Here is a 26,394-nt window from a genome sequence, read left to right as displayed (position 1 = left end):
GACCGAATCTGCAACGTCATGACAGACCAAACAAAAAAGGGAACAAAGCCATGAAAACCATTCTCGACAAGGCGGTCAGCCGCCGAAACGTGCTGGCAACCGGCCTCGCCGCCACCAGCACGCTCGCCATGCCTGCCGTTCTGCGCGCGCAGGACAAGTCGCTGAAGGTCGGCGTCTATGGCGGTTACTTCAAGGATTCGTTCGACAAGAACGTCTTTCCGGAATTCACCAAGGCAACCGGCATTGCCATCGAATCGGTGGCCGAACCGACAGGCGAGGCCTGGCTGGTGCAGCTGGAACAGGCCGCCAAGGCCGGCCAGGCGCCTGCCGACCTTTCGATGATGTCGCAGGTCGCGATGTTAAAGGGCCAGGCAACCGAGCTCTGGACGCCGATCGACATGGCAGAGCTCAAGAACGCCTCCGGCCTCATCGACCGCTTCGTCAACAAATATCCGGACGGCCGCGTTGCCGGTGTCGGTGCCGTGGCGTGGTACATCACGCTCGTCACAAACACGGATGTCTACAAGGAAGCTCCGACCTCCTGGAACGCGCTGTGGGATCCGGCAAATGCCGACAAGCTCGGCCTGCTTGCCCTCGTCTCCAACTCATTCCTACTCGAAGTGACGGCCAAGACGCATTTCGGCGGTACGAATGCGCTCGACACCGAGGAAGGCATCCTGAAGGCGTTCGACAAGCTTGCTGAGGTGAAGCCGAATGTCCGCCTCTGGTATCGCGACGAGGCGCAGTTCGAGCAGGCGCTGAAGTCCGGTGAAATCCCGATGGGCCAGTATTACCACGATGTCACCGGGCTGGCCGCCGCCGACGGCTTCCCGGTCCGCTCGACCTTCCCGAAGGAAGGCGGCATCCAGGATTCCGGCTGCTGGGCGCTGTCGCGCACTTCCAAGAAGGCGGAAGAGGCACATATCTTCATCGACTACATGTGCCAGCCGGCCATCCAGGCGCTGATGTCGCGCAAAGTGGGCACAGCACCGACCATCAAGCGCGAATTGCTCGACTTGACCGACAAGGAGTTCGCAGCCGTCTCCTCCGACATCGAGCCGATCACGCCGCGCTACGATCTCTACCAGAGCAAGTCCGATTGGCTGAACCAGAAATGGACGGAACTCATCGTCGGCTGAGTTTCGAAGCCTGAATGCTCCCCAATGATCGGCATGCGCCTTCCGGCTTTGACGGCAAGGCGCATGCGGGGCATTCTTCATACGCACGCGGCTCACGCGGGGGATCCATGTCCGGACTGACACTCAACAACGTCACCAAACAATTCGGCGCCTTCACCGCCGTCGACAACGTACAGCTCAGCGTTCCGCATGGCACGTTCGTCTGCCTACTCGGCCCCTCCGGCTGCGGCAAGACAACTTTGCTGCGCATGATCGCCGGCCTCGACATGCCGACGAGCGGCGCCATCGTGCTCGACGGCAGCGACATTACGGCCATCCCGACCCACAAGCGCGACTTGGGGATGGTGTTTCAGTCGCTTGCGCTTTTCCCCCACCTCAGCGTTGGCGAAAATATCGCTTATCCGCTGCGCATCCGCGGTACGGCGAAGGAGGCGCAAAAGAAGCGCGTCGACGAATTGCTGACGATGATCCATCTCCCCGGATATGCCGACCGTCCCGTGAACAAGCTTTCCGGCGGCCAGCGCCAGCGTGTCGCGATCGCGCGTGCGCTGACGATTTCGCCTAAGCTCTTCCTCCTCGACGAACCGCTTTCGGCACTGGACGCAAAACTGCGGGAGGCGATGCAGGTTGAGCTTCGCCAGCTTCAGCAGAAGCTCGGCATCACGACAATCGTCGTGACCCACGATCAGCGCGAAGCGATGACGATGGCCGATACCGTCGTCGTCATGAACAGCGGAGAGATCCGCCAGGCGGCCAGCCCGATCGAGATCTACCGCCGTCCCGCCGACCGCTTCGTCGCCGACTTCATCGGTTCGACCAATCTGCTCAACGTCGAGGCCGACAGCGCCGGCCGGGCAACCGTCCTCGGCAAGGTGATCGAAGGTGTTTTGCTTCCGCCCGGCCTTAGCAAGGCAACGATATCGGTGCGGCCGGAGGACGTGCACCTGACAGTGCCAGGCAGCAACACCATTGGCGGCAAGGTAACCTTCATCCGCGATCTCGGCGGCACGATCGAGACGTTCCTCGATCTTTCCGGGACGCAGGTCGTCGCCGTTTCGACGCCGCGCGAACGGCCGCTCGTCAACGTCGGCGATGAGGTCGGCGTCAAGCTCTCGCCCGATGTCTGCGTGGTGCTGCAGAAATGAGGCGCGAACCACCGCACAAGATTGCCGATTACTGGCCACTCGCCTTCCCGGCCGGAATGCTGACGGTCTTTTTCGTCATTCCCTTTACAACGATGATTGCCGTGAGCTTTTTCCAGCGGCAGCAGGGCGGCTTCTACACACCCGCCTTCGTGTTCGACAATTACGCTCGCTTCGTCAGCCTATTCTTCGGCAAGGTACTCGGCTTTTCACTGTTCCTTGCAATCGCTGTTGCGATCTGCTGCATCGTGCTTGGCATTCCATTCACCTATCTGCTGACGCGCATGGGACGGAAGGCTCAGGTCGTTTGGCTGGTCGCGCTGCTGTCGATCCTTTCGCTTTCTGAAGTCATCATCGGCTTTGCCTGGTCGACGCTGTTTTCGCGCACCGCCGGCATCACCAATCTGCTTGTCATGGCGGGCGTCATGCAGCAGGCCGTGGCGCTGACGCCGAGTTTCAGCGCGGTTCTGGCCGGCATGGTCTATCAGGCCCTGCCTTACACGATCCTGATCCTCTATCCCGCCCTCGTCCGGCTTGATCCGACCCTGACGGAAGCGGCACGTACTCTCGGCGCTTCGCCAGTCAAGGCATTTTTCACGATCGTCGTGCCTGCGTTGCGCAACACCATCATCGCGACGCTCATCATGGTCTTCATCTTCGCACTCGGCTCCTACCTGCTGCCGCAGATTCTCGGACGTCCATCGCACTGGACCCTTTCGGTGCTCATCACCGACCAAGCCGTCTACCAGTCGAACATGCCGTTTGCCGCCGCGATGGCCGTATTTCTCGTACTGGTGACGCTCGCCATGGTCGGACTGACGGTGCTGATCGGCCGCAAGGGAGAAACGGCATGAACACCTTTCTCCACCGCTTGTATTTCTCTCTGATCGGCCTTTTCCTGGCAGCACCTATCATCGTCGTTGCCGGCGTCTCAGTGAACGCGAAGCAGAGTCTGACCTTCCCGCCCCAGGGCTTTTCGCTCGGCTGGTATGGTGAGGTCTTCACCAATCCCGAATGGCGGAACGCACTTTTCGCCTCGCTGACGCTGGCCATTCTGTCCGCAGCACTTGCAGTACTCATCGCCTTGCCGCTTGCCTGGTTTTTATGGCGGCGAATTGCCCCATGGGCGAACATCTTCCAGCTCTTGGGCATCGCGCCCTTCACCCTGCCGCCCGTCATCACTGCGCTCGGGCTGTTGACATTCTGGGCGACCACCGGCTTTTACGGTGCGCCGTGGACGGCCGTAATCAGCCACGCAATCTTCTTCGTCACATTACCGCTGGTGACGCTGTCGCTCGGCTTCACGTCGATCGACCGCTCCTTCGTCGAAGCAGCCGCGACCATGGGTGCAAATGATCGCACGATCTTCACAACAATCGTCTTGCCGCTGATCCGGCCCTATCTGGTCTCGGGCTACGCCTTTGCCTTCGTTCTGTCGCTGAACGAGTACATCGTCGCCTACATGACAGTGGGCTTCACGCTGGAGACCTTGCCGATCAAGATCTTCAACGCGCTGCGTTACGGCTATACGCCGACGATGGCGTCTGTCACGATCCTCTTCGTCGCGACAGCTGCCCTCATATTCGGCTTGATCGCCCGCTTCGGTGATCTTCCAAAGCTATTGGGAGCAATGGCATCAGAAAAATGACCGAACAGAAGCTGTGAAATTTCATGGCAGCGTCAACCCGCCATCAACAGCGTATTGGCTACCTGTAACATAGGAAGAGTCGTCACACAGCAGAAAGAGCGCCACCGCTACCGCCTTCCCAGCGGATCCGATACGTCCGATGGAGGGCGGCCGGGAGGAACTTTGTTGCCGCGCGAGGAATGGCGGCAATGCCGTCAGGGGAAGAAAGTTTCGGATGGCCGTTGCGGGAGGACGATCGAGGCGGAGCCGCTCTCCGGTCAGACATGCCTCATCGAGCCCGCACATGGAGCGCCGCTAACGTCAGGCAAAGGGACGTGGCAATGGCCGCCGCACACAGTTGGGCCGTGCTGTGGTCTCGGCGCATCGGCGGACCAATCACTCCGGCCTTAGTTCAGGCAGTACCAGGTCCCGCGACCCGCTCCATGAAGGGTCAGATGCCCCTGCTCGGTCAACGCCCGAAGATGATCCTTGACGGTGTTGCGGCTTGCGCCTGTGGCCTTGGCCGCGTCCATCACCGTAACCCGCCCACGCTCACGCGCCAGTTCGAGGATCGCGACCGACAATTCCGGCAGGTCGCCCAGCAGGATGCGTTCACGCGCGATCTTGCGCTCGAGCCGCTGCTTCTGGCGCTGCAGGCTCCGTAGGAAAAACTCGACCCACGGATTCCAGTCCTGTTGGTTCGACCGGATTGTGCCCTGCGTTCGACGAAGCGCGAGGTAATAGGATTCCTTATTCTGTTCGATAACGCTTTCGAGAGAGCTATACGGAACGTAGGAATAACCCGCCCGCAATAGCAGCAGAGTGGTCAAGGCTCGCGACAGGCGGCCATTGCCGTCCTGGAAAGGATGGATTTCCAGAAAGACCACAACGAAGACAGCGACGATGAGCAGAGGATGGAACGTCCCATCCTTCTCCTGAGCCTGTTGCCAGGCCACCAGTTCTGACATCCGGCTCGGCGTATCGAACGGGGATGCTGTCGCGAAAACGACGCCCAGGCTTCGTCCATCTTCGTCGAAGGCTTCGACGTTGTTGGCAAGGGTTTTCCAGTTTCCCCTGTGTCGCTCATCCTTGGTCGAGTGAGCAAGCAGATCCCGATGGAGTTGGCGGATGTGATTTTCGTCAAGCGGGATCGCGTCGAAGGCGGAGAAGATTGTTTCCATCACCTCGGCATAGCCTGCGACCTCCTGTTCGTCTCGGCTGGTGAACGAGCCGATACGGAGGTTCGAGAGCAGCCTTTCGACTTCGCGGTCGCTTAGTTTTGCGCCTTCAATNGCTGGTGAACGAGCCGATACGGAGGTTCGAGAGCAGCCTTTCGACTTCGCGGTCGCTTAGTTTTGCGCCTTCAATGCGGGTCGACGAGCCGATGCTTTCGATCGTCGCCACCCGCCGCAAACTGGACAACCGGTCGGGCGCGATGCGGCCGAGCGCTCGCCACGCACCTTTGAATTCGTCGATCTCGGCGATCAACGACAGGATCTCAGGCGTGATACGCAATTTCGCAAGATTAAGGACTGTCATCCATTATCCCATCCGTTTCCATCCAAATGGGATATGGCACATCGAGATCCATTTTTCCATCCATTTTCATCCAATATGAACTAATGGACGGCGGAAGTCACAACGAAGAGGCCCGCCCGATGGGCGGAGCCTCGATGAACTCAGTCGCGATTGGGGCGAGACCAGATCAACTGGTAACCGTCCTCGCCTTCGACCTCGGCCAGCGTTGCGTAGATCGGAGCCGGGAAGCTCGGGTCGTCCAGCTTGACCGAGAGGTAGTCGCGGTCCGTCTGTTCCGAGCGCTTCTGCCAGGCGGCGCCGAGCTCGACGTTATGTGCAGCTCCACATAATGTCGATTATGCTGAGAACGTGACTATGCAGAGTGTCGGTCGCTGAAGGCCGGATTTGCCGGTGATTTCTGCGGATTTCTCTCCGCATAATTCCGGGGGAGGAGATAAGCGCCCCGCTCACTGCGGGGCGCCATCATTCGATTACATAGCCGAGCGCGCGATAACCCACTCGTCGCTTTGCGGCCATCCGGGCCAGCACCGGAACGGTGCTATCGACATAGTCGACGACCAAGACGTCTCTCTTACCATCATGTAGGCGATGCAGACGGCCGACATACTGCGCCAGAGTTCCCTTCCAGGCGATCGGCATGGTCAGGAACAATGTGTCGAGCCGTGCGTCATCGAAGCCTTCCCCGATGTAAGGCCTATCGCAAGTATCAGGCGCTCATCATCGTCGGCGACATTCAATGCAGTATTGGCTTGCTTGCGGTCCTTCGCCGACATGCCGCCGCGCAGCACCACCAGATTTTTTACAAACGGCGAGAACTTCTGCTGGAGATAATCGAGATGGTCCTTTCGCTCGGTCAAAACGATCGGCGAACGCTTGGCCTCAAGCGATTTCAACACGTCATCGAAGATAAGTTCATTTCGCCCGTGATCCTGCGCAAGGGCTGCGCGGAACCGGGATTGCCGCAAACCTTTTGCACGAGGTTACAGAGCATGCACGAAACCACGGTGTTCTGCAGCTGGAGCTCGCGGTGAATGCGGAGAATTCGGCAGCGATACGATTCCATCAACGCCACGGTTTCGTAGAGGTTGGTCGCATTCCAAACGGCTTCCTTGGCCACGGCACCGAGAACGAGGAGTTGATCATGGTCCTGCGCTTGAAGTAATCACCAAACTTGGTACCGGAACCGAAGTACCGGTTTCGACCCAAAGGGGCCCATCATTCAGCGAAATATAGAGTCGGCTTCGCGCCACAGCGTCTTCTCGCGCCGCAGAATTATGAGCTGAAAGGCCGCTCCTCCCGCAGTCACAGCGCTTGATGGGATCAGGACCGAGGATCCCAGTTCTGCGGGGACGTCCAAGGATCAATGCTCTCGATGACATCCCCGACCAACGCACCGGTCGGGGATGTGAGATTACACATTGAGTGTCTTGCTGAGGGGCATGGCCCGGATCCGCTTGCCAAGAGCCTTGTAGACCGCATTGGCAACCGCTGGCCCGATCGGCGGAACACCCGGTTCGCCGATGCCCGAGGGCGGATTGGCAGAGGCGAGGATGTGGACCTCCACCGCCGGCATCGCGTCGATCCGCAGCGGCGCATACATATCGAAGTTCCCCTGGTCGACCTTGCCCTCCGTCAGGGTGATCTCCTCGCCCATGATGGCGCCCAAGCCGAAGCCTATGCCGCCCTCAACCTGGGCGCGCACCTGGTCGGGATTGACCGCCAGACCGCAATCGACGGCGGCGACGACGCGTTCAACCTTGATGCCTCCACCTTCGTCGGTCGAAACCTCCGCAATCTGAGCCACCACCGACCCGAAACTCTCGGCCACGGCGACACCTCGGAAGCGGCCCTTCGGCAAGGGTTTCGTCCATTCCGCCTTTTCCGCCGCCAGCTTAAGGACGACCGCATGGCGCGATTGCGGTTCGAGCATCGACAGGCGATATTCGATCGGATCGCGCCCTGCCGCTTCGGCAACTTCGTCGATGAAAGTCTCCGCGGCAAACGCCGTATGCGTCGAACCCACCGAGCGCCACCAGAGAACAGGTACTCCGACTTCAGTGGTCGTTAGGCCGACCGTCTGGTTGGGAATGGCATAGGGCAGATTGTTCGCCCCTTCGACCGAAGTCGGGTCGACGCCGTTCTGGATCGCGCCTTCGAACATTGTCTTTGCCATGATGGACTGACCGACAATGTGGTTGCTCCAGGCCACGAGCTTTCCGTCACCATCGATCCCGGCCTTGAGCGTATGGACATAGGATGGGCGATATCGGCCGGCGCGCATGTCGTCCTCGCGGGTCCATTGCACCTTCACCGGCGCCCGGAACCCGATAGCCTTGGCGACATAGACGGACTCGACGACCACATCGCCATCGAACACGGCGCGTCGGCCGAAGCTGCCGCCCGTCTTCATGACATGCAGTTGCACCTTGTCTGGCGTGATGCCGACGATCTGGCCGGCCAGCATCTGATAGACGTCGGGGAACTGATGCCCGCCCCAGATTTCCAGCGTGCCGTCGTCATTCCTGCGGGCGACTGCATTGAGCGGTTCCATCGCCGAATGCGCCAGATAGGGGAACTCGAAGGTCGCCTCGATGACCTTGGCCGCCGCCGCAAAGCCCGCGTCGGCGTCGCCGTCCTTGCGGGCGACCGCTTTGGGAGCCTTGCCCGCGAGATCCCTGTACATTGCCATGAGTTCGGGCGTGCCGCGTTTTTCCGCCGCCGTCTCGTCCCATACGACCTTGACGGCTTCGCGGCCCTTGATCGCCGCCCACATATGCTCAGCGACGACGGCGATACCGCGCGGCGTCTCGACCACATCGACGACCCCCTTGACGGCACGCGCCGCGGCGGCATCGAAGGACTTGACCTTGGCACCGAACATGGGTGGATGGATCATCACCGCCGTCAGCATGCCGGGAAGCTTGACGTCGATCGTGTACTGCTCGGTTCCGTTGGTCTTGCGGGCACTGTCGAACCGCTTCAGCTTGGCATTGCCGATCAGCTTCCAGTCGGCCGGCTGCTTGAGTTTCACATCGGCCGGCACGGGCATGGCCGCCGCCTTGGCGGCAAACGCACCGAAGCCGGCGGTCTTGCCGGACGGATGTGCCAGCACGCCGTTTTCGACGGTGATCTCCGCCGGCTGCACACCCCATTCGGATGCCGCAGCGGCCACCAGCATGGCGCGCGCCGCCGCGCCTGCTTTTCGATAGCGTTCCCAGGAGGTGACCATCGAGGTGGACCCGCCCGTTCCCTGAATGGCGCCGCCAAAGGCGACGTTGCCATAGGCCTTCACGTTGCCGGCGACGCCCTGGACATCGATGGACGACCAATCGGCGTCGAGTTCTTCCGCAACGAGCGTTGCAAGACCGTTATAGGAACCCTGTCCCATTTCGAACTGGGACGACAGAACCATGACCCTGCCGTCGCCGTCGATCGTCAGATAAGGGGTGAAGGCAGCCGCCTTGTTCGCATCCGCCGCAGTTTCGCTCGCGGTGGCAGGCGACGAAGCCAGAATATGGTAGCCGACGGCAACACCGCCACCGGCCGCGAGCGCGCCGAGCATGAACTGCCGGCGGGATGCCTGCGTCTTTGTCACGGGCAGCACCAGGGATTGCATCAGTTTCGGGATCATCGCTCAAGCCTCCAGACGCTTGGCAGCTTCATGAATCCCGGCACGGATTCGGTGATAGGTGGCGCAACGACAGAGATTTCCCGTCATCGCGGCGTCGATATCATCGTCGGTGGGCTTTGGATTGTTCGTCAGCAGATCGGTCGCCGATATGATCTGCCCGGACTGACAGTAGCCGCATTGCGGCACATCGAGATCGGCCCAGACCGTCTGCACGGTTTGTGCCACCTTGCCCGAAAGCCCCTCGATGGTCGTCACTTTCGCGTCGCCAATGTCGCCGACGAATGTTTGACAGGAACGCACTGCCGCGCCGTCCAGCAGGACGGTGCAGGCGCCGCATTGCGCCATGCCGCAACCGAATTTCGTCCCTGTCAGCCCGACGAGATCGCGGATTGCCCAGAGAAGCGGCATATCCGCCTCGGCCTCGACCTGATGTTCGTTGCCGTTGATCGTCAAAGTCACCATGATGTTCTCCTCGCGTTATGACGCGCCATCACGGAGCGCCGCCCCCGGCCATACCGGTCCGCGCTTCCCTGACGATCGTCATCTGCCGGGCAAGCTTATAAGACGATATTGAAGCCTGATAGAGCCGATCCTGTCGGATTATTGCCCGATCCTGTCGCATAGATTATTTTCTGCCATTTGCAGGATTGAACTTTCGGACGGACCGAGACCGGCCATAAAGGCTGGTGATGGCGCTAGCCGACGGAGCTGCGGCTGGCTGAATCGCCGGCATTGAGGATGGCCCTGACGTCGCGCAGAGGAGGATGACCGAACATGCGGCGATACTCCCGGCTGAACTGCGTCGGGCTCTCATAGCCAACCTTGAGCGCCGCGGTCGCCGCATCCAGCGAGCCAGACAGCATCAGTTCCCGCGCATGGTGAAGCCGCAGATGCTTCTGGAATTGCAGCGGGCTCATGGCGGTCATGGCCCGGAAATGATGATGCAGCGTCGAAACGCCCATGTTTGCCATGTCCGCCAACGCCTCGACGCGAAGAGGCATGGCATAGTTCTCCTTCAGCCAGGCAACCGCTTTTGCCACGCGGTTGCTATTCGTTCCGGCGAGCGCAAAGCGGCGCAGGCGCGCACCATGTTCACCTGTGAGGAGTCGGTAGTAGATTTCGTTCTGAATATGGTTCGCCATGAACGGAATATCGTCAGTCGAATTTGCCAGCGAAATCAATCGCCCGAAGGCGTCGTAAAGTTCCGGCGTAACCGTACCCACGACGACGCCGCGGTCGCGGTCGGATGTATCTGTCGGATGCAGATCGTGATTGGCAATCAGACGCCGAAGCGCCTCGAGATCCAGGCGCAACTGGCCAGCCACATAAGGCTCCACCTTGCTCGCCTCACAGATTTGGCCGGTCATCGGCAGGCCGATGGTCGTGAGGAAGAAGTGTGACGCATCATAGACAAGTGTTTCGTCCCCGACACGGACGCGCTTGCTCCCGCTGATGATCACCGAGAGACTGGGTTGATACAATGTGAAGAAGGGTCCGGCAGGCTCGACGACGCGATAGAGCGACAGGCCCGGTATCTCGTGCTTGAAATTGATGCCATCCCACGGCAATTGCGCCAGCACGTCGAGAATCCGCGAACGAATGCCAGCCGTTTGATCCTGAAAACTCTCCGCGTGGGCCAAAAATGCTCTCCATCGAACTGGTTTCCCGACTATCTTCTATACGAAGGGAGTACACCAGCATTATCACATTAATTTGATTTCCAGAGTATCAGGCAAGAATTCAACAGGAACGAGCTAACGCCTCGCAGAGACCGAGCGCTATGCAGTTTCGGCGCTTGGACACAGCAGCAATGACCGAGGGCCTGGCTGTACGTGTCGCTCGATCCGGAATCCAAACGAAAGGTTCAATCCCGCCATGAAAGTAATGAAAACTGCAGCAGTCTTCAGTTCGACGAACGGCTCGGGCGCATCATGAACCCAAGCCTCGCCGAGTACCACGTGCCTGTGCACATGGACGTACCCGAGATCGAGGTGATCTGGACGGATATACCCGATCCGCACGCACCGATGGGCGCACGCGGCATCGGCGAGATTGGCATTACAGGTGTCGGCGCGGCGGTAGCAAACGCCATCTTCAATGCGACAGGCCGTCGTATTCGCGACCTGCCGATAACATTGGACAAGCTGCTATAGCGTTCACGTAGGACACTCGGCGCAATTGACGACGAATGATTGTCGTTGGTGACCTTGCGTAATAGGCCGACCGGCCAGTCGGATGCCTTTGTCGCATGTTTCCATCGTGCCGTTTCTCACCTCCCACAACCACGATTCCACACGAAAGTGACGCAAATGCCGACTTATTACACAGGACCCGTAAGCGACCATTTCGATGGCAAGCGCTTCTTTGGCCCCGTCCACTCGGGCCGGAAGTCGCTATCGCACATCCTGCGCTGGCGTCTTGGCGGCAAGCGTGCGGTCTGGCCGAGAAGTTTTGATAACCCGGATCCCGATCCGGTACTGCCCCAAGCGGAGCCGGGCACGGTGCGGGTGACGATGATCGGGCATGCCTCTTGTCTCATCCAGCTCGAGGGTGTCAATCTTCTCGTTGACCCGGTCTGGTCCGAGCGAGCCAGTCCAGCGAGTTTCGCCGGTCCGCGACGGGTGCGCAAATCCGGTCTGGCGATTGACGATCTGCCGCCGATCGATCTGGTGCTGGTGAGCCACAATCATTACGACCACCTCGACCTGAAAACGCTGAGGATGCTCATCGACAAACATGACCCCGTCATCGTCACACCGCTAGGCAACGACGTGATTATCCGCACAGCGATCCCGAGGGCACGAACCGTCGCCCTCGACTGGGACGAACGCTCGGATTGGCAACACCTTTCGGTTACGGCCGTGCCTGTGCAGCATTGGTCAGCGCGCGGTTTTCGTGATCGCAACGCCGCACTTTGGGCCGGCTTTGTCTTAAATTGGAGAGAGCATGCGATCTTCATTGCCGGCGATACTGGCTTTGGGGCAGGCTGGTGGGCCCAGCGAGCGAGGCGGAAAGATCGTCCCTACGACCTGGCCATATTGCCGGTCGGTGCTTATGAGCCTAGATGGTTCATGGAAGATGCACACATGATGCCGGAAGAAGCAGTCGCGTCGTTTGACCTTCTCAATGCGCGCCACGCGCTCGGCTGCCATTTCGGTACCTTTAATTTGACAGACGAGCCGGTGGAGGAACCTTTGCAACGACTTGGACACGAACTTGACCGGCTCGACATCGATCGTGCGCGGTTTCGAACGCTCAAACCGGGCGAAGCTTGGACCATTTCATTGTAAGTCGCGTCGGCTGAGGGCGAAATTTGAAAAGCCTTTGCGCCGATATTCGAGCCATATCGCACCAGTTTTTTGATGTTCGTCGCCGCACTTCCTTCAACAGGGTCACCCCCTCCGGGCTCACAGGAGGTAAGATTACGTGACTGCCTCTACGCGCCCCCTAAGCTAGATTAGCAGACATGGTTTCCGTACAGGAATCAACGTCAGGGTTTCGGTCGCTTTCATTGGTGTCCCTGGCATCGCAAACCATCACGCGCAGCTTGGCGCACACAGACATGAGTAGGTCACGCGTGCGCTCCGCCCGGGGCATGATCGAGAGCTCGACGTTGACGCGCGGCAGATCCAGCATGGCGTACACGGGCAGCATGGCGAACCGGCAGGCGGGCACATCGACCGAAAGGTCATGGCACAGCATGTCGCGTACCGGCCCCAAGGTTTTCGCCAACTGCTCGCGTACGCTGGGGTAGAGTGTTTCGTCAGTTCGGGATGGTGCGTCCTTCACACCGGGGTCAACACGAAATCGAATGGCGACCGCCACAGCGTGTCGGCCCCGTCAAGCCGCTCGAACGGCGCGATCAGTGTCTGTTTCACGCCGAAGACCGCATCGCTTTCGAGATAGCTGTCGTCCCCGACGAATGTGTGAGTCACCAGCTTCTGAAAGCCCGGCGCGGTGACAAGGAAATGCATGTGTGCGGGGCGATAGGGATGGCGACCCATGTGGCCGAGCATTTTTCCAACCGGCCCGTCGTTCGGGATCGGGTAGGAGGTCGGCTTGATTCCGCGGAAGGCATAGGCACCGTCTCCGCCGGTGAGGAAGCGGCCACGGTTGTTCCATTTGGGCTGGATGCCTGGCTGCTGCACGTCATAGAAGCCATCGGCATTGTCTGACCAAACATCGACGCATGCCCTTTCGATCGGGTTACCGTGAAGGTCGATCACCTTACCTTCGAATAAACAGGGCTCGCCCTTCCCATCCAGAGAAATGTTCTCGCCCATCTCGCGGACGGGGGCATTCTCGACGTGAAACGGTCCGAAGACAGTGTTCTCCGTCGCCCCTGCGGGACGGCGATTGTTGATGGCGTCGACCAGCATAGAAAAGCCCAGCACGTCAGAAAGCAGGATGAATTCCTGGCGCTCGCCCGAGCAGATTTTTCCGGTCTCGGTCAGGAAGTCGATGCCGATCTCCCATTCCGCCTGGGTCAGGTGGATTTCCTTCGCAAAGGCGTGCAGGTGCTTGACCAGACAAGCCATTACCTCCGCCATGCGCGGCGAGACGTCGCCACCCATGCGGGCGTTGACCGTTTCGACCGAGCTTTCTTCTGAGAAATAGTGGATCATGGTTCGGTCCTCCCTAACGTTCGTCAGTAAATGCTGCGGAAGCAAGGGTTGCTAGTCCGGCCAATGCGGTGTGTAGCCGTCCTCCGGAGCCCGCAGCGGGCAAAGTGTCTGCAAGCGACGCCAAGGCGGCCGGCACGATCACGGTGGATCGTGCTGTGGGCACCAGAGCGCCCTCAGACCTTGGCGAATTGAGCCATGGACGACTCGAAGACGCGGCGAGCCATTTCATCGAGACCACGCTTCCTGTGGTCCGCCGACAGGACTTCGGTGCCATAGACGTCATCATAGCCCGCGGCCTTTACTGCCCGCAGGAAGGCCGGCACGTCCAGCTCCCCTTCGCCCGGAAGCATCCGGTGATGGATAGTGTCATCCCAGATGTTCTCAACAGGCGGCTCCCGCAAAGCATCATCGATCTCGATGGCCTTGATGAAGTGCGCCGGAATCTTGCTGATGTCGGCGTAAGGGATGTTCCCGCGCGCCATGTGCCAGATGTCGAGCAGCAGGCCGCCGTTGTTCCGGTTCGCGACCTCCATGATGCCGACGCCGGCTTCGATCGTGCGGACGTTGGACCAGGGCATGATTTCCAGGACGACTTCAGTTCCGGTGGCCGCCGCCTGATCGCAAAGCTTGCCGAACTCTTCGCCCATCAATTCGATTTTGGGTTCGCCCCCCTCAAAGTCGGGAAGCGCCTTGATGTCGCGCATGCCGAGCTCGTTCACCGCTTCGAAAATCTGGGTCCGCAGCAGGTCGGCTTTGGCACGCTCCTCGCCCGTCTTGTACCAGTCGACGACGGCCTCAATCTCGAGATACTTGATCCCGTTGGCCTCGATAATGCGGCGCATCTCGGCATAGCCGATCTGGTCCCTCGTCGCCGCCACGTCGTCAGGATGAAGGCCAAAGCCGACGAAACCGGCACGCGCGGCAGCTTCCACGCGATCCTTGAACGGGAACGGGCTGATTTCGGTGGGTCCAAAGGGGTGAACGTCGCCAGATATGGCGAAATACGAAATTAGGAGCTCAACACCCGCGGCCATGATTGTCCCTTTCTTACATAGGCGAGGCTGGCCATCGCCAGCGTGATCGATCCGTCATACATCCTTGGCATCATTGGGAAAAAGCGCCGATCTTTGGAAACTGTGTTGCACCCCGCGCAAAAAGCACCTGACTCAACTCATCCACACCGCCTCGAAGTCATGGGTGCGGAAATGCTCGACCAGAAAATCAAGGAACAGCCTCGTGCGGGCGGGGAGAAACGCCTTCGTCGGAAAGGCCGCATTCATGGTCAATACGGGCAGGTGCCAGTCATCCAGAACGCGAACCAGACGCCCGGCCTCAAGGTCATTTTGAATGATGTAGGTTGGCTGCGCCAATATCCCGAGGCCCTTCAGGGCTGCTTCGCGGATTAATTGTCCGTCGTTTGCGTTAATGATGCCGTCGACTTCGACCTTCACGGACTGATCGTCTTTTTTGAAGCGCAGTTCATTCCAGTTGTCGGCGAGTGTGTACAGAATAAGATCGTGTTGATGCAGGTCGTTTGGATGTTGCGGGATGCCCTTCCGCTCCAGATATTCAGGAGAGGCCGCCAGCAATCGGCGACACCTTGCAAGCCTGCGGATGGTGATCGAGCTGTCAGCCTCTACCCGTCTCAACCGGATGGCCAGATCCAGTCCGTTTTCGATAATGTCATAGTAGCGGTTTGATGCGACTATTTCGACCAGAACGCTTGGGTATCGGTTCCGGAACAGCTCCACGACGGGCATAAGCTGAAGCAATGAAAACGACAACGATGCTCCGATCCTCAGTCGGCCGGTGGGAGCATGCGCTCTGGACGCCACGCCTGCTTCGGCTTCATCCCAACTGGCCATCAGTTCCTTGGCATTGACGAAGAACTGTTCGCCTTCGCTCGTCAGGCTCAGTTTCCGGGTCGAACGTTGCACCAAGCGGATTCCAAGCCTTTGTTCGAGAGCCATGAGGTTTCGGCTCACGCTCGACACCGAAACACCGAGAACATCGGCGGCGCGCGTCATGCTGAGCTCGCTCGCCACCGTCACAAAAACCTCGATCTCGGCCCAGCGGTCGACTTTACTCCTGACACTCACTTTTTGCCTCCAGCGAAAAAGACTTTTGGCAAATCTACAGTTCATCGCGCCGAGAGCAAATGCGAACATGCATCGAACCAACCGTTTTCGAATGCTGGAAGAGATGGACCGAACTATGGATATGCGAAACGATGCTCGGGTGAAGCACATCGTAATGTGGAACCTTCTCGCCGATACGGATGGGAAAAAGACCGCTTCCATCGAAGCCGTGAAAACGAAGTTCGAAGCGCTGCGGGGTGTCGTACCGGGCCTTCTTCAGGTCGAAGTGGGCGTCGATTTCAGCCGCGTGGACTATGCCTGCGACGTGGTGCTGTACACGGAATTCGAGAACGCCGAGGCGCTAGCCGCCTACGCGGAACACCCTGCGCATCTAAAAATCCGTGATGAACTCCAGGGGGTGCGGGTTCAGCGCTATCAGGTTGATTACACACTTAATGCGGGGGAATGACGATGCACGTTGCCGTTCACTGTGTCGATTTTCCGGACGCCCTCGAGCGGCGCCTCGAAAACTATGCCGCGCACCGGGCATACCTTGCGGCGGGAAGCGTTAAGACCGTGATCTCCGGTCCTCTTCTCGCTCCCGACAGGACCACAATGATTGGCTCCTTGTTCGTCTTTGATGCTTCGAGCGTTGCAGAAGTCGAAGCCTTCAACAGGGCCGACCCATTCAATCAGGCCAATGTCTGGAAGGAAATTTCCATCCATCCATTCAGCCTGCGTGTCGACAACCGGGAGTAAGAAGATGCAGAGCCTACCGAACCGTTTTGTCTACAACGCGAACCCGTCGCGTGTTGTCTTCGGGACAGGCACGATCGAAAGCCTGCCGTCCGAGGTCGAACGACTTGACCTCAAGCGAGTGCTGGTCCTGTCCACACCCCAGCAGGTGGAACTGGCCGAGGCGCTCTCCTCCCGGTTGGGAGACAAGGCGGCCGGTATCTTCAGCGGCGCGACGATGCACACACCTGTCGCGGTGACAGAGGAAGCGATGAAGGTCGCCGCGGAGACTGGCGCTGACGGGATCCTTGCCGCCGGCGGTGGATCAACCACGGGTCTGGGCAAGGCGCTGGCGTTGCGCACCGGTCTTCCGCAGATCGTCATTCCGACGACATATGCCGGTTCCGAAATGACCCCGATCCTCGGCGAAACAGCGGATGGCGTGAAGAAGACCGTCACGACGCCGAAGGTCCTTCCGAACGTCGTGATCTATGACGTTGACCTGACCATGTCTCTGCCGGCATCGCTCTCAGGGACGAGCGGCATCAACGCAATCGCGCATGCCGTTGAGGCTCTCTACGCAAGGGATAAGAACCCAATCATCGACCTCATGGCGAGCGAGTCGATCGCCGCTCTCGCTGGAGCGCTTCCGGCGATTAGCCTCGATCCAGGCAACACGGACGCTCGACGCAAGGCTCTGTATGGCGCATGGCTTGCCGGCGTTTGCCTCGGCGCGGTCGGCATGTCGCTGCACCACAAGCTATGTCACACACTCGGCGGTACTTTCGATCTTCCCCATGCCGAGACGCACACGATCGTCTTACCGCATGCCCTCGCCTACAATGCATCGGCCATCCCCGACGTCATCGAGCGCCTTCGGGGCGTCCTGGGTTTCGAGAACCCTGCCCTCGCGCTCTACGACCTCGCCGGCGCCGTTGGTGCGCGCAGAGCGTTGAAGGATATCGGAATGCCGGAGGATGGCATTTCGGAAGCCTGCTCGATCGCCCTTTCCAATCCCTACTGGAACCCGCGTCCGCTCGAACGTGAGCCGTTGGAACGCTTGCTTCAGCGGGCTTGGGCCGGCTCCCCCCCGGTTATGGAGTAAGGTTATGCCATCCATTCAATTCTCGCTTCCCGATACTGTTGTTGTCACCGGCACGGCGTCCGGCCTCGGACTGGATGTGGGACGGCTCTTGCTGGCTCAGGGCTGCCGCGTTGTCGGGGTCGACACCGCGACATCGGAGCTCGAAGGACGGGCTGGCTACCAGCAGGTGACCGCGTCCATTGCCGAAAGCGAAACCTGGGATCGCGTGACCTCGGCCATCGATAGCGCCGGCCCTGGCTCACTGGGCCTTGTGTCCTGCGCGGCGATCCTCGACGTGGGCACCGTTCCCAGCTTCAGCCGGGCGACCATCGACAAGGTGATGGCCGTCAACGTAACCGGCACGGCGCTCGGAATGGCGGCGCTCATCCCGCGCATGGAGGCGGCAGGCGGCGGATCCATCGTCGCAGTCGCGTCGATCAATGCCAGCCTCGCCGAGCAGCAGCTCGCGATCTACAACGCCTCCAAGGCGGCTGTTCGCCAACTGGCAAGAACGGCGGCTCTCGATCATGCCCGAAAGGGCGTTCGCATCAATGTGTTGAGCCCCGGTCCCATGATGGCAGGACTTTTCAAGCGCCACGCGGAAAGCGCGACCGACACCGAGAAGTTTGTCGCGACGCGGGCCAACCGACAGCCCCAAGGGCGGATCCTGGAGGCGGAGGAAGTTGCCTGTGCAGCTCTCTTCCTTCTGTCCGACGGGGCGTCCGCGTTGCTGGGCGCGGACATCATTGCTGACGGCGGGCTGACCACCGGCTTCGACTTCCGGACCGGCGCCGAAGGCGCCTCGGTCTGAGAGCTATTTTTATAGGAGGAAAAAATGGAATCTGGGCTCAGCGGCAAGAAGGTCATAATCACCGGGGCGGCCAACGGTATCGGGCGCGCTACAGCTCTTGCCTTCGCCAAGGAGGGCGCGATTGTTGGCCTTCTCGATATCGACGCCAAAGGCCTCGACGAAGTGGCCGGACTGGTACGGCAGCATGATGGCGCGGCGATAACCGCGGAGGCGGATCTCTCGACCGCGAATGGCGTCGATGGCGGCATGAGCGAGCTTTTGGAGGCGCTCGACGGCCATGTTGACATACTCGTCAACAATGTCGGCGCCGGCGCGGTTCGTAGCTTCGACGACGTCGACGATGATGCCTGGCAGTCGACCCTGTCGCTCAACTTCATGAGCTACGTTCGGGCAATCCGGAAGGCGCTGCCGATCCTCCGCGAAAATGGTGGCGTGATCATCAACAACGCTTCGGATCTCGCCCGCCAGCCCGAACCGGTTCCCGTTGACTACTCTGTTTCCAAGGCTGCGATTCTCGCCCTGACCAAGGCGTTGGCTCGCGCAGAAGCACCCAAGATCCGCGTCAACGCAGTGGCGCCCGGTCCCATCTGGTCGCCCTTCTGGGACAAGCCCGGCGGGTTCGCCGAGACCATGGGCAAGTATCACAAGATGGAACCGCATGCCGCCGTCGAACATGAGATGAAGCTTCGCCAGCTGCCGTTGCAGCGGCTTGGCACTCCGGAAGAAGTCGCCAACGTCATCGTGTTCCTGGCCTCCGATCTGGCATCCTATGTGACGTCCTCCGTCTGGGGCGTCGATGGCGGTTCTGTCCGCTCCATCGTCTGACATGACCGCCTCTGGTTCGGCCGCCCGAATTGCGGGCGGCCTCGAATTCATCGTTGCGGTCGTCTGCGACGCGATCGTCGCCGACCTCTATTTCGCGCAGCCTGTGGTCGGCGAAATCGGCGTTGCGCTGGGCGTGTCACCCGAGCGGGCAGGCCTGATTGTCACCCTTACCCAGCTGGGGTACTGCTGCGGCTTGCTGCTGCTCGTCCCTCTCGGAGACATCCTCGAAAACCGCCGACTGGCGCTTTCGGTGCTGGCGGTCGGCTTCATCGCGGCCGTGACAATGGCCGTCACGAAATCGCACCTCGTTTTTCTGCTGGCATCCATCGGGCTCGGCGTTGGTTCGGTGTCGGTGCAAATTCTCCTGCCCTACGCTGCGGCTCTGGCGGACCCGCAGCGACAAGGCGTGGTTGTCGGGCGGGTTATGGCAGGGATCCTGACCGGCATAATGTTGTCCCGGCCCGTCTCCGCGCTCATCGCCGGCGCGCTCGGATGGCGATCGGTTTTTGGGCTGGCGGCGGTTGTCTGCGTCCTCGCGGCCGTTTCGATCTGGCGCCGCATGCCGCCTCGGAAGCCGGACAGTACGACAAGCTATGCCGGCATCATCCGATCCCTGTTCTCTGCGGCCACGAACAACCGGCTATTGCAGCGTCGCGCGGCCTACCAGTTCCTCATGTTCTACTCCTATACGCTCTTCTGGACCGCGCTACCCTTGCTGTTGTTCGGGGCGGCTTATGGGATGAACCATTTGCAGGTCAGTCTCGTCGCGCTCGCGGGAGCGAGCGGCGCCGCCATGTCTCCCGTTGCCGGCAAGATTGCCGATCGCGGACTCATCATTCCCGGTACGACGATCGCCCTCGCGGTCGGGATTCTGGCCTGGGTCATCGTGGCATTCGGCGCATCCGGCGGTGCAATCGGTGTCATCGTCCTGACGCTTGGGGCAATCGTGCTCGACGGCGCCGTGCCGGTCTCCCTGGTGATGAGCCAGCGCGAACTCTTTGCTGCACACCCCGAACAGCGTGCCCGTCTCAACGGGCTGTTTATGGCAGTGTTCTTTGTCGGGGGCGCATTTGGTGCGAGCATAGGCGTCTGGGCCTTCGAGACCCAGGGCTGGCTTGGCGTGACGGTCGCCGGCGCTGCTGGCCCAGCCGCGGCGCTGACGCTTCATTTGATTTCCACGGCCAGGCGGTCGACCACTATTGTAGGAGGAACCTCGAAATGAAAGCAGCTCGTTTCTATGCCAAAGGCGATGTACGTGTCGAAGATATCGACAAGCCAATGGCGCTCCAAGCGGACGAGGTGCTCGTTCGGAACAAGTTCTGCGGCATCTGCGGTACCGACCTGCATGAGTTCGCCGATGGCCCACATTTCATCTCGGACGTGCCGAACGCCTTTTCCGGGGCCTCCATTCCGGCGATCCTGGGGCATGAATTCAGCGGCGAGATCGAAGCTGTCGGCGCAGACGTCAAACACTTGCATCCTGGCGACCGCGTTGCGATCCAGCCCCACATGGGACCAGCCGACGGATACTTCGGGGTACGCGGCCTGCATTTCCTGGGGACGCGGGGCGCTGCCACCGGCCTGACCTGGAACTGGGGTGGCTTTGCCGACTATGCGGTCATGAAGGCCTACGCCACGGTGAAAATGCCGGACGAGCTGAGCTACGAACAGGGTGCAATGGTCGAGCCTGCTGCGGTTGCGGTGACGGCCATCGACAGAAGCGGCCTGGAACCTGGGGGCGCGATCCTGATCACCGGCGGCGGCCCGATTGGCGCCCTCGCCGTCATGGCGGCGCACGTCGCTGGCGCCGGCAAGATCGTCGTCAGCGAACCCAACGCTACCCGGCGAGAGCGTATCGAGAACCTCGGTATCCCGGTCGTCACAGTGGACCCACTCGCAGTTTCGCTTTCGCAGTTTGCTCGCGACAATACGTTCGAAGGCCTCGGCTTCGATGCCGCTATCGAGTGTGCAGGCAACCCTCGCGCCATAACCGATTGCATCAAGGCGGTCCGTCCGCAGGCGACAGTGGTCCTTATTGGACTCACAAATGCCAAGGTGGAGTTCTCCCCATTCGACGTCATCACCCGCGACATCCGCCTGCAGGGGTCACTGTGTTATCCGACGACGCTTTGGCCGAGGATCTACTCGATGATCGAGAGCGGACGCCTGCCTGTAGAGCGCCTGATCGACGAAACGATCTCCGTCGACGATATCGTCGAGAAGGGATTCAGACCCCTCCTCGATCCGGCCGGCAACAAGATGAAGATCCTGGTGCAACTGAACGCCTAAGTGAAATGGCGCCGGGATGTGCCGCTGCTTCTGCAGCATACCCGCATGGTTCGTACCTTTGACACGGTCGAAGTACGGGTGCTGTTCCGCGAGTTCTTTCGCCTTTCCAGACATTGAGCCGAGCAGCTTTCGGTAGAGTTGTCCGCCCAGAAATCAAAGGTGCAAATTTCGGACCGGTGAGACTGTGCGGTCAGTCTTGCTTGCGAGTTTGGAGCAGCGGAGAGCCTGTCGAACGATGCTCAAGCCCCCGGAAAAAAGAGCGAGGCTGCACGCCCGTCGAAGGGTGCTGCCTCGCTGAGGCGCCTGGGAGGACGCGAGCTGGAAAGGTTTCAAAACGAAGTCGAATGTGGCTTCCCCTTTCGACTTTGCGCTCGCGAATGGCACGAAATCGATGATGAGAAGGCAGCGCCGATCACGGCGCTCCGCGCCACGCCTGGTGCACCACACAAGCCCGATGCCGAAGACCCCGGGCTTGACAATTGTTGGACTCAGACGGCGACCTCCACTTCGGCGCCGGACAGAGCGGACGACTTGAACAGGGCCTCGAGCAAGTGGTTCACGTTGTGCGCCTGTGTCGCCGAAACGGCCGAGGCCGACCCAGACCTCAGCGACCCGACGAAAGCTGCTGCCTCCCGGTCGAAGTAGATCGGGTTGCCGATCTCTGCGATCTCCGGCGAGTACACGGTCTTCTTGGTGGCCCAGATTTCCGGAAAGCTCGTCTCACGCCACTCCGTCCAACCCTGCTGGAACCCGTTCCTGCCGCTGTCATAGATCTTGTAGGACGAGGGCAAGGGACAAGAGTGCATGATGCCCTCCGTTCCATATGCCGACAGATCCCAACTTTCGGTCCAGGACAGAGGATCCCACGACATGAAGTCGACGGTGACGAGCTTGTCGGCGTAATTGAGGATCGCACCGCCGGCGTCCTCGCGGGAGTTGCTCCCGAAAGCCGATGCGAATTTCGTAATCCGCGCGTTCACGCTTTGGGGCACGCCGAAGTGGAGCAGAATCCGATCGATGAGGTGGCAGGCAATAACGAACATCGCGCCACCAATATCCCCGGGCTGGTTAATGTGCGGCGTGGCGGCTTCATTGTGCGAGCAGCCCGCATGCGCCCTCACCTGCAGCACCTTGCCGAGCCGGCCGCTCGAAAGAACCTCCTGCATCTTGTCCACCGAAGGAGCAAAACGCCAGCAGTAACCAACCTGGAACAGTCCGCCCGTCCGCTCAACGGCCTCGACGATCCGGGCGGTATCGGCAGACCCCCGTCCCGCTGGCTTCTCGCACAACACGGCCTTGCCGGCCTCAAGCGCCTCGATGGTCAGGTTGGCCATGCTGTGGCTCTTGGGATGCACGAGGACCGCGTGGACGCCGGGATCGGCGAGGATCGCTTCCTTTGTTCTGGCTTCCAGCCCGAGAGCGTCGACGAAGGGGGTGAGCAGCGGACTTTCGTCGTACGCTCCCATCAGCCGAGCTCCGGGCATGCGCTGAAATGCCTTCACGCGTCCCGAGGTGTGCGGGTGCGTGATGCCCAGGCAGGCGATACCAAATTCAGCACTTTCGCCGATCGCGTAGGTCATTTCCTTCTCCCTGAATGACGGAAGCGGCGCCACTGACGGTTATCCCTTCCAAAAACCCGCAAATGTTCGGGGGGGCGGTCAAACCTTGTTGAACTGCACCCTCGACGAGGTGACGAGCGATGTCATCCACCTCGCCAGCTATGCCTCAACCGTATGGTGTTTTTCCCTCGGTCGGGCATTTCGATCGGAAACGCTACACCGTCTTTCCGAGCGAGGCTTCGAGTTCGGCGAGCTCCTGCCCGCCTGCCATCAGGCTTTGAAGCTCCTCGGAGGAAATATGGCCGCGATCGGCCGTGCCGAGGGTCTTGCCACGATTGAGGACGGTAAAGCGATCGCCGACAGCAAGGGCATGTCGGACGTTGTGGGTGATGAACACCACCCCTACCCCCTTCTTCCGCACACGGTCGATGGTCGACAGGACATTGGCCGTCTGACGCACGCCCAGGGCGGATGTCGGCTCATCCAAAATGAGAACCTTGGCGCCGAAATAGACCGCGCGAGCGATTGCCACCGTCTGGCGCTCGCCGCCCGAGAGCGTCCCGACGGCTTGTCCGGGCTCACGCAGGTTGATGCCCATTTCGCGCATCTGTTCGAACGTGATTGTATCGGCCTTCTTGAAGTCGATCCGTTTGAAAGGGCGAAAGCCGGTTTCGGGTTCACGGCCAAGCCAGAAGTTGCGGCTCACGCTCATCAGCGGGATCATTGCCAGGTCCTGGTAGACCGTTGCGATTCCCGCCGCCAGCGCCGCCCGGGGGCTGGTGAAGTGGACCGGCTCGCCTTGGATTTTCATCTCGCCGTGCGTGGGAGCATGTACACCGGACATCGTCTTGATGAACGTCGACTTGCCCGCGCCATTGTCGCCGAGCAGGCAGTGACACTCGCCTGCCTTGACATCGAAGGACACGCCCGAGAGGGCAATAATGTGACCGAAGTGCTTCTGGATATCGGTCATTTCAAGAATTGGTGCGGACATCATCGCTCTCCGGTGATCGCGCGGCGGATGTAAGTGTTGGCGATAACGGCGGCGAGGAGGATCGATCCGAGGAATACCCGGAACAGGGAACTCTCGACATTCGTGAAGAACAGACCCTGCTGCACGACGCCGAAGATAACGGCCCCCAGCGCGGCGCCAACGACGGAGCCATATCCGCCCGTCAGCAAGGCGCCCCCAATGACCACGCAAATGATCGCCTCGAATTCCTTCATCATGCCCCGATCGGATGCGGCCGAGCCGAACTCCACCGCCTGGGAAATTCCCAAGAGCATGGCGCACAACGCCGCAACGATGAACATCGCCACCTTCACGCGGGCGACAGGTACGCCGATATAACGCGCAGCCTGCGGGTCGCCGCCGGACGCGTAGATCCAGTTGCCGAACCTGGTCCTTGTTAGCACCCACTGACCGACGATCACCATGACGATAGCCCAAATCATCAACATCGGAATGCCGTCAACGATCGGCTGCCCGAGGCGGGTGCCGCGGGTATAGGTCGCGATCAGCCCCTGCTCTCCGAGCCATGCGAACAGCGCTCCGAGTGCCTTGCCGCCAAAAAGCCAGGCTACGGGATCACCTGCGGAGATATCGGCAATCCCCGACACGACCGGCTGCTTATTGAAGGTGATCGCGCTCCAGATCGTCAAGCCGCGCAAAATGAACATGAAGGCCAGCGTGACGATAAACGAAGGCAGTCCGGTCCGAATGACCAGCAGGCCATTGATCGCCCCGATCAGACCGCAAGCTAGTACGGTGACGCCGATGGCCGCCCACGCAGGCAAGCCAACATAGACAGCTAGCAGACCGAACATCATGCCGGAGAAGCCGACCATCGAACCTAGCGAGAGATCGAACTCGCCGGTGATCATCAGCAGCGAGACGCCGACAGCGAGGACGACGAATTGCGCCGAAACGGTGCTCCAGTTCATGATCCCGTCCAAGGCGAACATCTGCGTGTTGCCGGCAAGGATGATGAAGAATGCGAACACCGCGATGGTGCCGCCCATGGCTCCAAGCTCGGGACGGACGAGCGCCCGGCGGAGAGTTGACGTGTGTTTAACGCGCTCGTCAGCGCCGATTGTCGTGGTCATTGCGATACCCTGAAGCTGTCGTAAGGTCCAAACGGAAGCGGCGATCGCCGCTTCCGTCCGGGAGGTCGTTCGCTTACCGGTATTTGCCGGCGAGCGACTCGACGAGAGCCAGGTTGTCCTTGGTCACGAAGCCGGGACCGGACAACACCGAGTTCGCCTGCAGGACGCCGTAGCGAAGGTCGTTGGTGAGGGTGATCACCGGCAGATAGCCCTGAAGGAACGGCTGCTGGTCGATGGCGAAGTTGATGACGCCATCCTTGATCGCCTGCGAGATCTCCGGAGTGAGGTCGAAGGTCGCAAAAAAGACCGTGCCGGCCAAACCGGTATCCTTGAGCGCCTTGATCGTCGGCAGGGCGGTCATCGGCCCCAGAGTCAGAACGGCGCCCGTATCCGGGTGGTTGGAAAGGTACGCCTTCACACGGTTTGCGATTTCGGTCGCGTCGGTACCCGAGTCGATCATCTGATCGCCGAGCGGCACGCCCAGGCCTGCCGCAAAGCCCTCGCAACGCTGCTGCCCCGCGATGTTGGGGAAGAGGCTGTTGACGCAGAGGAACGAAGTGATGCCGGCCGCCTTCGCGCGCTCCCCGGCACCCTTGCCTGCGTCGAATTCGGGCTGTCCGACATGAAGCAGGGCGCCGAGCGTCTTCGATTCTTCTGCCGTGCCGGTGTTCATCGTGACTACGGGGATGCCCTTGGCAACCGCGTCTTCGATGGCGCCGCCGACCGTCTCGACATCAGGAATAGTGACGATGATCCCGTCCGGCTTTTCGGCGGCGGTCTGCTGGATGATGCGCACCATGTCAGCCAGGTCGCCGGTCGGGGGGTTGCGGAAGCTCACGGTCGCTCCGACATTTTCGGCGGCCAGGCTGGCACCGTTCTTCACGGTGTTCCAGAACGTCTCGCTGTCAGGCGAATGATGGATGAGAACGTATTTCTCGCCATCCGCCAGAGCAGCTCCGGCGAAGCCCAGAGTGGCCGAGACAGCCAAACCAGTAAGCAACGCCGCCTTCAATACTCGATTTTTCATATGTTCCTCCTCATGGTGACCAAGAGCGGTCTGCTTGGCAGCTGGCCGGGCGCGGCTGCATCACCGTCTTCTTTTCTCCAGCTCCGAGACAATGTTATGCATTTCTATCCATTCGGGATGAACCAGGGACGGAACAAAACACTATTGCACTGGCTGCAAAAATCTTACGCTGATTGA

Annotated in this window: 27 protein-coding genes and 3 pseudogenes; 14 read left to right on the top strand and 16 right to left on the bottom strand. The window is 60.3% G+C overall.

The window, feature by feature from the left end; all coding sequences use genetic code 11:
* The first annotated feature begins 50 nt into the window (after positions 1 to 50).
* The 4 genes from BN1800_RS17080 (at position 51) to BN1800_RS17065 (ending at position 3,929) form a co-directional block, all read left to right on the top strand.
* Positions 51 to 1,139: an ABC transporter substrate-binding protein gene (locus BN1800_RS17080; protein ID WP_425299025.1), complete on the top strand. Its 1,089-nt coding sequence runs from the start codon at positions 51 to 53 to the stop codon at positions 1,137 to 1,139.
* Between the two features lie 107 nt (positions 1,140 to 1,246).
* On the top strand, positions 1,247 to 2,284 hold the full coding sequence (locus BN1800_RS17075) for an ABC transporter ATP-binding protein (RefSeq protein WP_086999834.1): 1,038 nt from the start codon (positions 1,247 to 1,249) through the stop codon (positions 2,282 to 2,284).
* Entirely contained in the window at positions 2,281 to 3,135 is an 855-nt protein-coding gene (locus BN1800_RS17070) for an ABC transporter permease (protein ID WP_086999610.1), read from the top strand. Before BN1800_RS17075 ends, BN1800_RS17070 begins: the two co-directional genes overlap by 4 nt.
* Complete coding sequence (locus BN1800_RS17065) at positions 3,132 to 3,929, top strand: ABC transporter permease (RefSeq protein ID WP_086999608.1); 798 nt, start codon at positions 3,132 to 3,134, stop codon at positions 3,927 to 3,929. Before BN1800_RS17070 ends, BN1800_RS17065 begins: the two co-directional genes overlap by 4 nt.
* Before the next feature lie 21 nt (positions 3,930 to 3,950).
* Here BN1800_RS17065 and BN1800_RS17060 read toward each other — a convergent pair whose 3' ends face one another.
* The 5 genes and pseudogenes from BN1800_RS17060 to BN1800_RS42435 form a co-directional block, all read right to left on the bottom strand.
* Complete coding sequence (locus tag BN1800_RS17060; RefSeq protein WP_086999606.1) at positions 3,951 to 4,214, bottom strand: SDR family oxidoreductase; 264 nt, start codon at positions 4,212 to 4,214, stop codon at positions 3,951 to 3,953.
* A 101-nt stretch (positions 4,215 to 4,315) separates the two neighbouring features.
* Positions 4,316 to 5,089 carry a Fic family protein gene (locus tag BN1800_RS17055; protein ID WP_244564547.1) on the bottom strand — a complete coding sequence of 258 codons (774 nt, stop codon included), beginning with the start codon at positions 5,087 to 5,089 and terminating at the stop codon, positions 4,316 to 4,318.
* 498 nt (positions 5,090 to 5,587) lie between these two features.
* Positions 5,588 to 5,764, bottom strand: a pseudogene (locus BN1800_RS17050) (DUF736 domain-containing protein); the annotation flags it as partial.
* 145 nt (positions 5,765 to 5,909) lie between these two features.
* Complete coding sequence (locus BN1800_RS42440) at positions 5,910 to 6,098, bottom strand: hypothetical protein (RefSeq protein WP_244564540.1); 189 nt, start codon at positions 6,096 to 6,098, stop codon at positions 5,910 to 5,912.
* Positions 6,089 to 6,340, bottom strand: coding sequence for a P-loop NTPase family protein (locus BN1800_RS42435; protein ID WP_244564539.1), 252 nt, complete (start codon positions 6,338 to 6,340; stop codon positions 6,089 to 6,091). The genes BN1800_RS42440 and BN1800_RS42435 overlap by 10 nt, the downstream gene beginning before the upstream one ends.
* 41 nt (positions 6,341 to 6,381) lie before the next feature.
* Between BN1800_RS42435 and BN1800_RS17040 the strand changes: the two are divergent.
* Positions 6,382 to 6,609, top strand: a pseudogene (locus BN1800_RS17040) (GNAT family N-acetyltransferase); the annotation flags it as partial.
* Positions 6,610 to 6,858: 249 nt separating this feature from the next.
* Here the strand turns inward: BN1800_RS17040 and BN1800_RS17035 are convergent.
* The 3 genes from BN1800_RS17035 to BN1800_RS17025 form a co-directional block, all read right to left on the bottom strand.
* Entirely contained in the window at positions 6,859 to 9,078 is a 2,220-nt protein-coding gene (locus BN1800_RS17035; RefSeq protein ID WP_086999602.1) for a xanthine dehydrogenase family protein molybdopterin-binding subunit, read from the bottom strand.
* Positions 9,079 to 9,081: 3 nt separating this feature from the next.
* Positions 9,082 to 9,540 (bottom strand): (2Fe-2S)-binding protein, encoded by a 459-nt coding sequence (locus BN1800_RS17030; protein ID WP_086999599.1) that lies wholly within the window; start codon positions 9,538 to 9,540, stop codon positions 9,082 to 9,084.
* A gap of 233 nt (positions 9,541 to 9,773) precedes the next feature.
* On the bottom strand, positions 9,774 to 10,718 hold the full coding sequence (locus BN1800_RS17025; protein ID WP_040116284.1) for an AraC family transcriptional regulator: 945 nt from the start codon (positions 10,716 to 10,718) through the stop codon (positions 9,774 to 9,776).
* A gap of 270 nt (positions 10,719 to 10,988) precedes the next feature.
* On the opposite strand from BN1800_RS17025, the pseudogene BN1800_RS17020 reads away from it, so the two are divergent.
* Positions 10,989 to 11,231, top strand: a pseudogene (locus BN1800_RS17020) (xanthine dehydrogenase family protein molybdopterin-binding subunit); the annotation flags it as partial.
* Positions 11,232 to 11,279: 48 nt separating this feature from the next.
* Positions 11,280 to 12,368, top strand: coding sequence for an MBL fold metallo-hydrolase (locus BN1800_RS17015; RefSeq protein ID WP_342210308.1), 1,089 nt, complete (start codon positions 11,280 to 11,282; stop codon positions 12,366 to 12,368).
* 157 nt (positions 12,369 to 12,525) lie between these two features.
* Here the strand turns inward: BN1800_RS17015 and BN1800_RS17010 are convergent, their stop codons facing one another.
* The 4 genes from BN1800_RS17010 to BN1800_RS16995 all read right to left on the bottom strand — a co-directional run bounded on the left by BN1800_RS17010 (position 12,526) and on the right by BN1800_RS16995 (position 15,871).
* Positions 12,526 to 12,810: a hypothetical protein gene (locus BN1800_RS17010; RefSeq protein ID WP_143533999.1), complete on the bottom strand. Its 285-nt coding sequence runs from the start codon at positions 12,808 to 12,810 to the stop codon at positions 12,526 to 12,528.
* Between the two features lie 53 nt (positions 12,811 to 12,863).
* The gene (locus tag BN1800_RS17005) at positions 12,864 to 13,703 is read right to left on the bottom strand and encodes an intradiol ring-cleavage dioxygenase (RefSeq protein WP_086999591.1); all 840 of its coding nucleotides are present in this window, start codon (positions 13,701 to 13,703) and stop codon (positions 12,864 to 12,866) included.
* Positions 13,704 to 13,876: 173 nt separating this feature from the next.
* Entirely contained in the window at positions 13,877 to 14,737 is an 861-nt protein-coding gene (locus BN1800_RS17000) for a sugar phosphate isomerase/epimerase family protein (protein ID WP_210191280.1), read from the bottom strand.
* A 132-nt stretch (positions 14,738 to 14,869) separates the two neighbouring features.
* A complete protein-coding gene (locus tag BN1800_RS16995; protein ID WP_210191279.1) occupies positions 14,870 to 15,871 on the bottom strand; it encodes a LysR family transcriptional regulator in 1,002 nt (333 codons plus the stop codon).
* A 46-nt stretch (positions 15,872 to 15,917) separates the two neighbouring features.
* Here BN1800_RS16995 and BN1800_RS16990 point away from each other — a divergent pair, with 46 nt between their 5' ends.
* Genes BN1800_RS16990 through BN1800_RS16960 form a run of 7 tightly spaced genes read left to right on the top strand, consistent with a single transcriptional unit; the run spans position 15,918 to position 21,525 of the window.
* Positions 15,918 to 16,250 (top strand): Dabb family protein, encoded by a 333-nt coding sequence (locus tag BN1800_RS16990; RefSeq protein ID WP_244564537.1) that lies wholly within the window; start codon positions 15,918 to 15,920, stop codon positions 16,248 to 16,250.
* Positions 16,251 to 16,252: 2 nt separating this feature from the next.
* Complete coding sequence (locus tag BN1800_RS16985; RefSeq protein WP_086999828.1) at positions 16,253 to 16,540, top strand: YciI family protein; 288 nt, start codon at positions 16,253 to 16,255, stop codon at positions 16,538 to 16,540.
* Between the two features lie 4 nt (positions 16,541 to 16,544).
* Complete coding sequence (locus BN1800_RS16980) at positions 16,545 to 17,621, top strand: maleylacetate reductase (RefSeq protein WP_086999586.1); 1,077 nt, start codon at positions 16,545 to 16,547, stop codon at positions 17,619 to 17,621.
* Between the two features lie 4 nt (positions 17,622 to 17,625).
* Positions 17,626 to 18,411 (top strand): SDR family NAD(P)-dependent oxidoreductase, encoded by a 786-nt coding sequence (locus tag BN1800_RS16975; protein ID WP_086999584.1) that lies wholly within the window; start codon positions 17,626 to 17,628, stop codon positions 18,409 to 18,411.
* A gap of 24 nt (positions 18,412 to 18,435) precedes the next feature.
* On the top strand, positions 18,436 to 19,236 hold the full coding sequence (locus tag BN1800_RS16970; RefSeq protein ID WP_086999582.1) for an SDR family NAD(P)-dependent oxidoreductase: 801 nt from the start codon (positions 18,436 to 18,438) through the stop codon (positions 19,234 to 19,236).
* Positions 19,208 to 20,458, top strand: coding sequence for an MFS transporter (locus BN1800_RS16965; protein WP_086999580.1), 1,251 nt, complete (start codon positions 19,208 to 19,210; stop codon positions 20,456 to 20,458). Before BN1800_RS16970 ends, BN1800_RS16965 begins: the two co-directional genes overlap by 29 nt.
* On the top strand, positions 20,455 to 21,525 hold the full coding sequence (locus BN1800_RS16960; protein WP_086999578.1) for an alcohol dehydrogenase catalytic domain-containing protein: 1,071 nt from the start codon (positions 20,455 to 20,457) through the stop codon (positions 21,523 to 21,525). The genes BN1800_RS16965 and BN1800_RS16960 overlap by 4 nt, the downstream gene beginning before the upstream one ends.
* Before the next feature lie 488 nt (positions 21,526 to 22,013).
* Here BN1800_RS16960 and BN1800_RS16955 read toward each other — a convergent pair whose 3' ends face one another.
* From BN1800_RS16955 to BN1800_RS16940, 4 genes are all read right to left on the bottom strand, one after another.
* Complete coding sequence (locus BN1800_RS16955; RefSeq protein WP_086999576.1) at positions 22,014 to 23,105, bottom strand: Gfo/Idh/MocA family protein; 1,092 nt, start codon at positions 23,103 to 23,105, stop codon at positions 22,014 to 22,016.
* 193 nt (positions 23,106 to 23,298) lie between these two features.
* Positions 23,299 to 24,078: an ATP-binding cassette domain-containing protein gene (locus BN1800_RS16950; RefSeq protein ID WP_086999574.1), complete on the bottom strand. Its 780-nt coding sequence runs from the start codon at positions 24,076 to 24,078 to the stop codon at positions 23,299 to 23,301.
* On the bottom strand, positions 24,078 to 25,190 hold the full coding sequence (locus BN1800_RS16945) for an ABC transporter permease (RefSeq protein ID WP_086999572.1): 1,113 nt from the start codon (positions 25,188 to 25,190) through the stop codon (positions 24,078 to 24,080). The genes BN1800_RS16950 and BN1800_RS16945 overlap by 1 nt, the downstream gene beginning before the upstream one ends.
* Before the next feature lie 73 nt (positions 25,191 to 25,263).
* Complete coding sequence (locus tag BN1800_RS16940; RefSeq protein WP_086999570.1) at positions 25,264 to 26,217, bottom strand: sugar ABC transporter substrate-binding protein; 954 nt, start codon at positions 26,215 to 26,217, stop codon at positions 25,264 to 25,266.
* Positions 26,218 to 26,394 lie beyond the last annotated feature (177 nt).

Source organism: Rhizobium sullae (assembly GCF_900169785.1).
Classification (GTDB): Bacteria; Pseudomonadota; Alphaproteobacteria; order Rhizobiales; family Rhizobiaceae; genus Rhizobium; species Rhizobium sullae.
The sequence above is the reverse complement of the archived record's forward strand: the minus strand, read 5'-3'. Positions and strand labels throughout refer to the sequence as shown.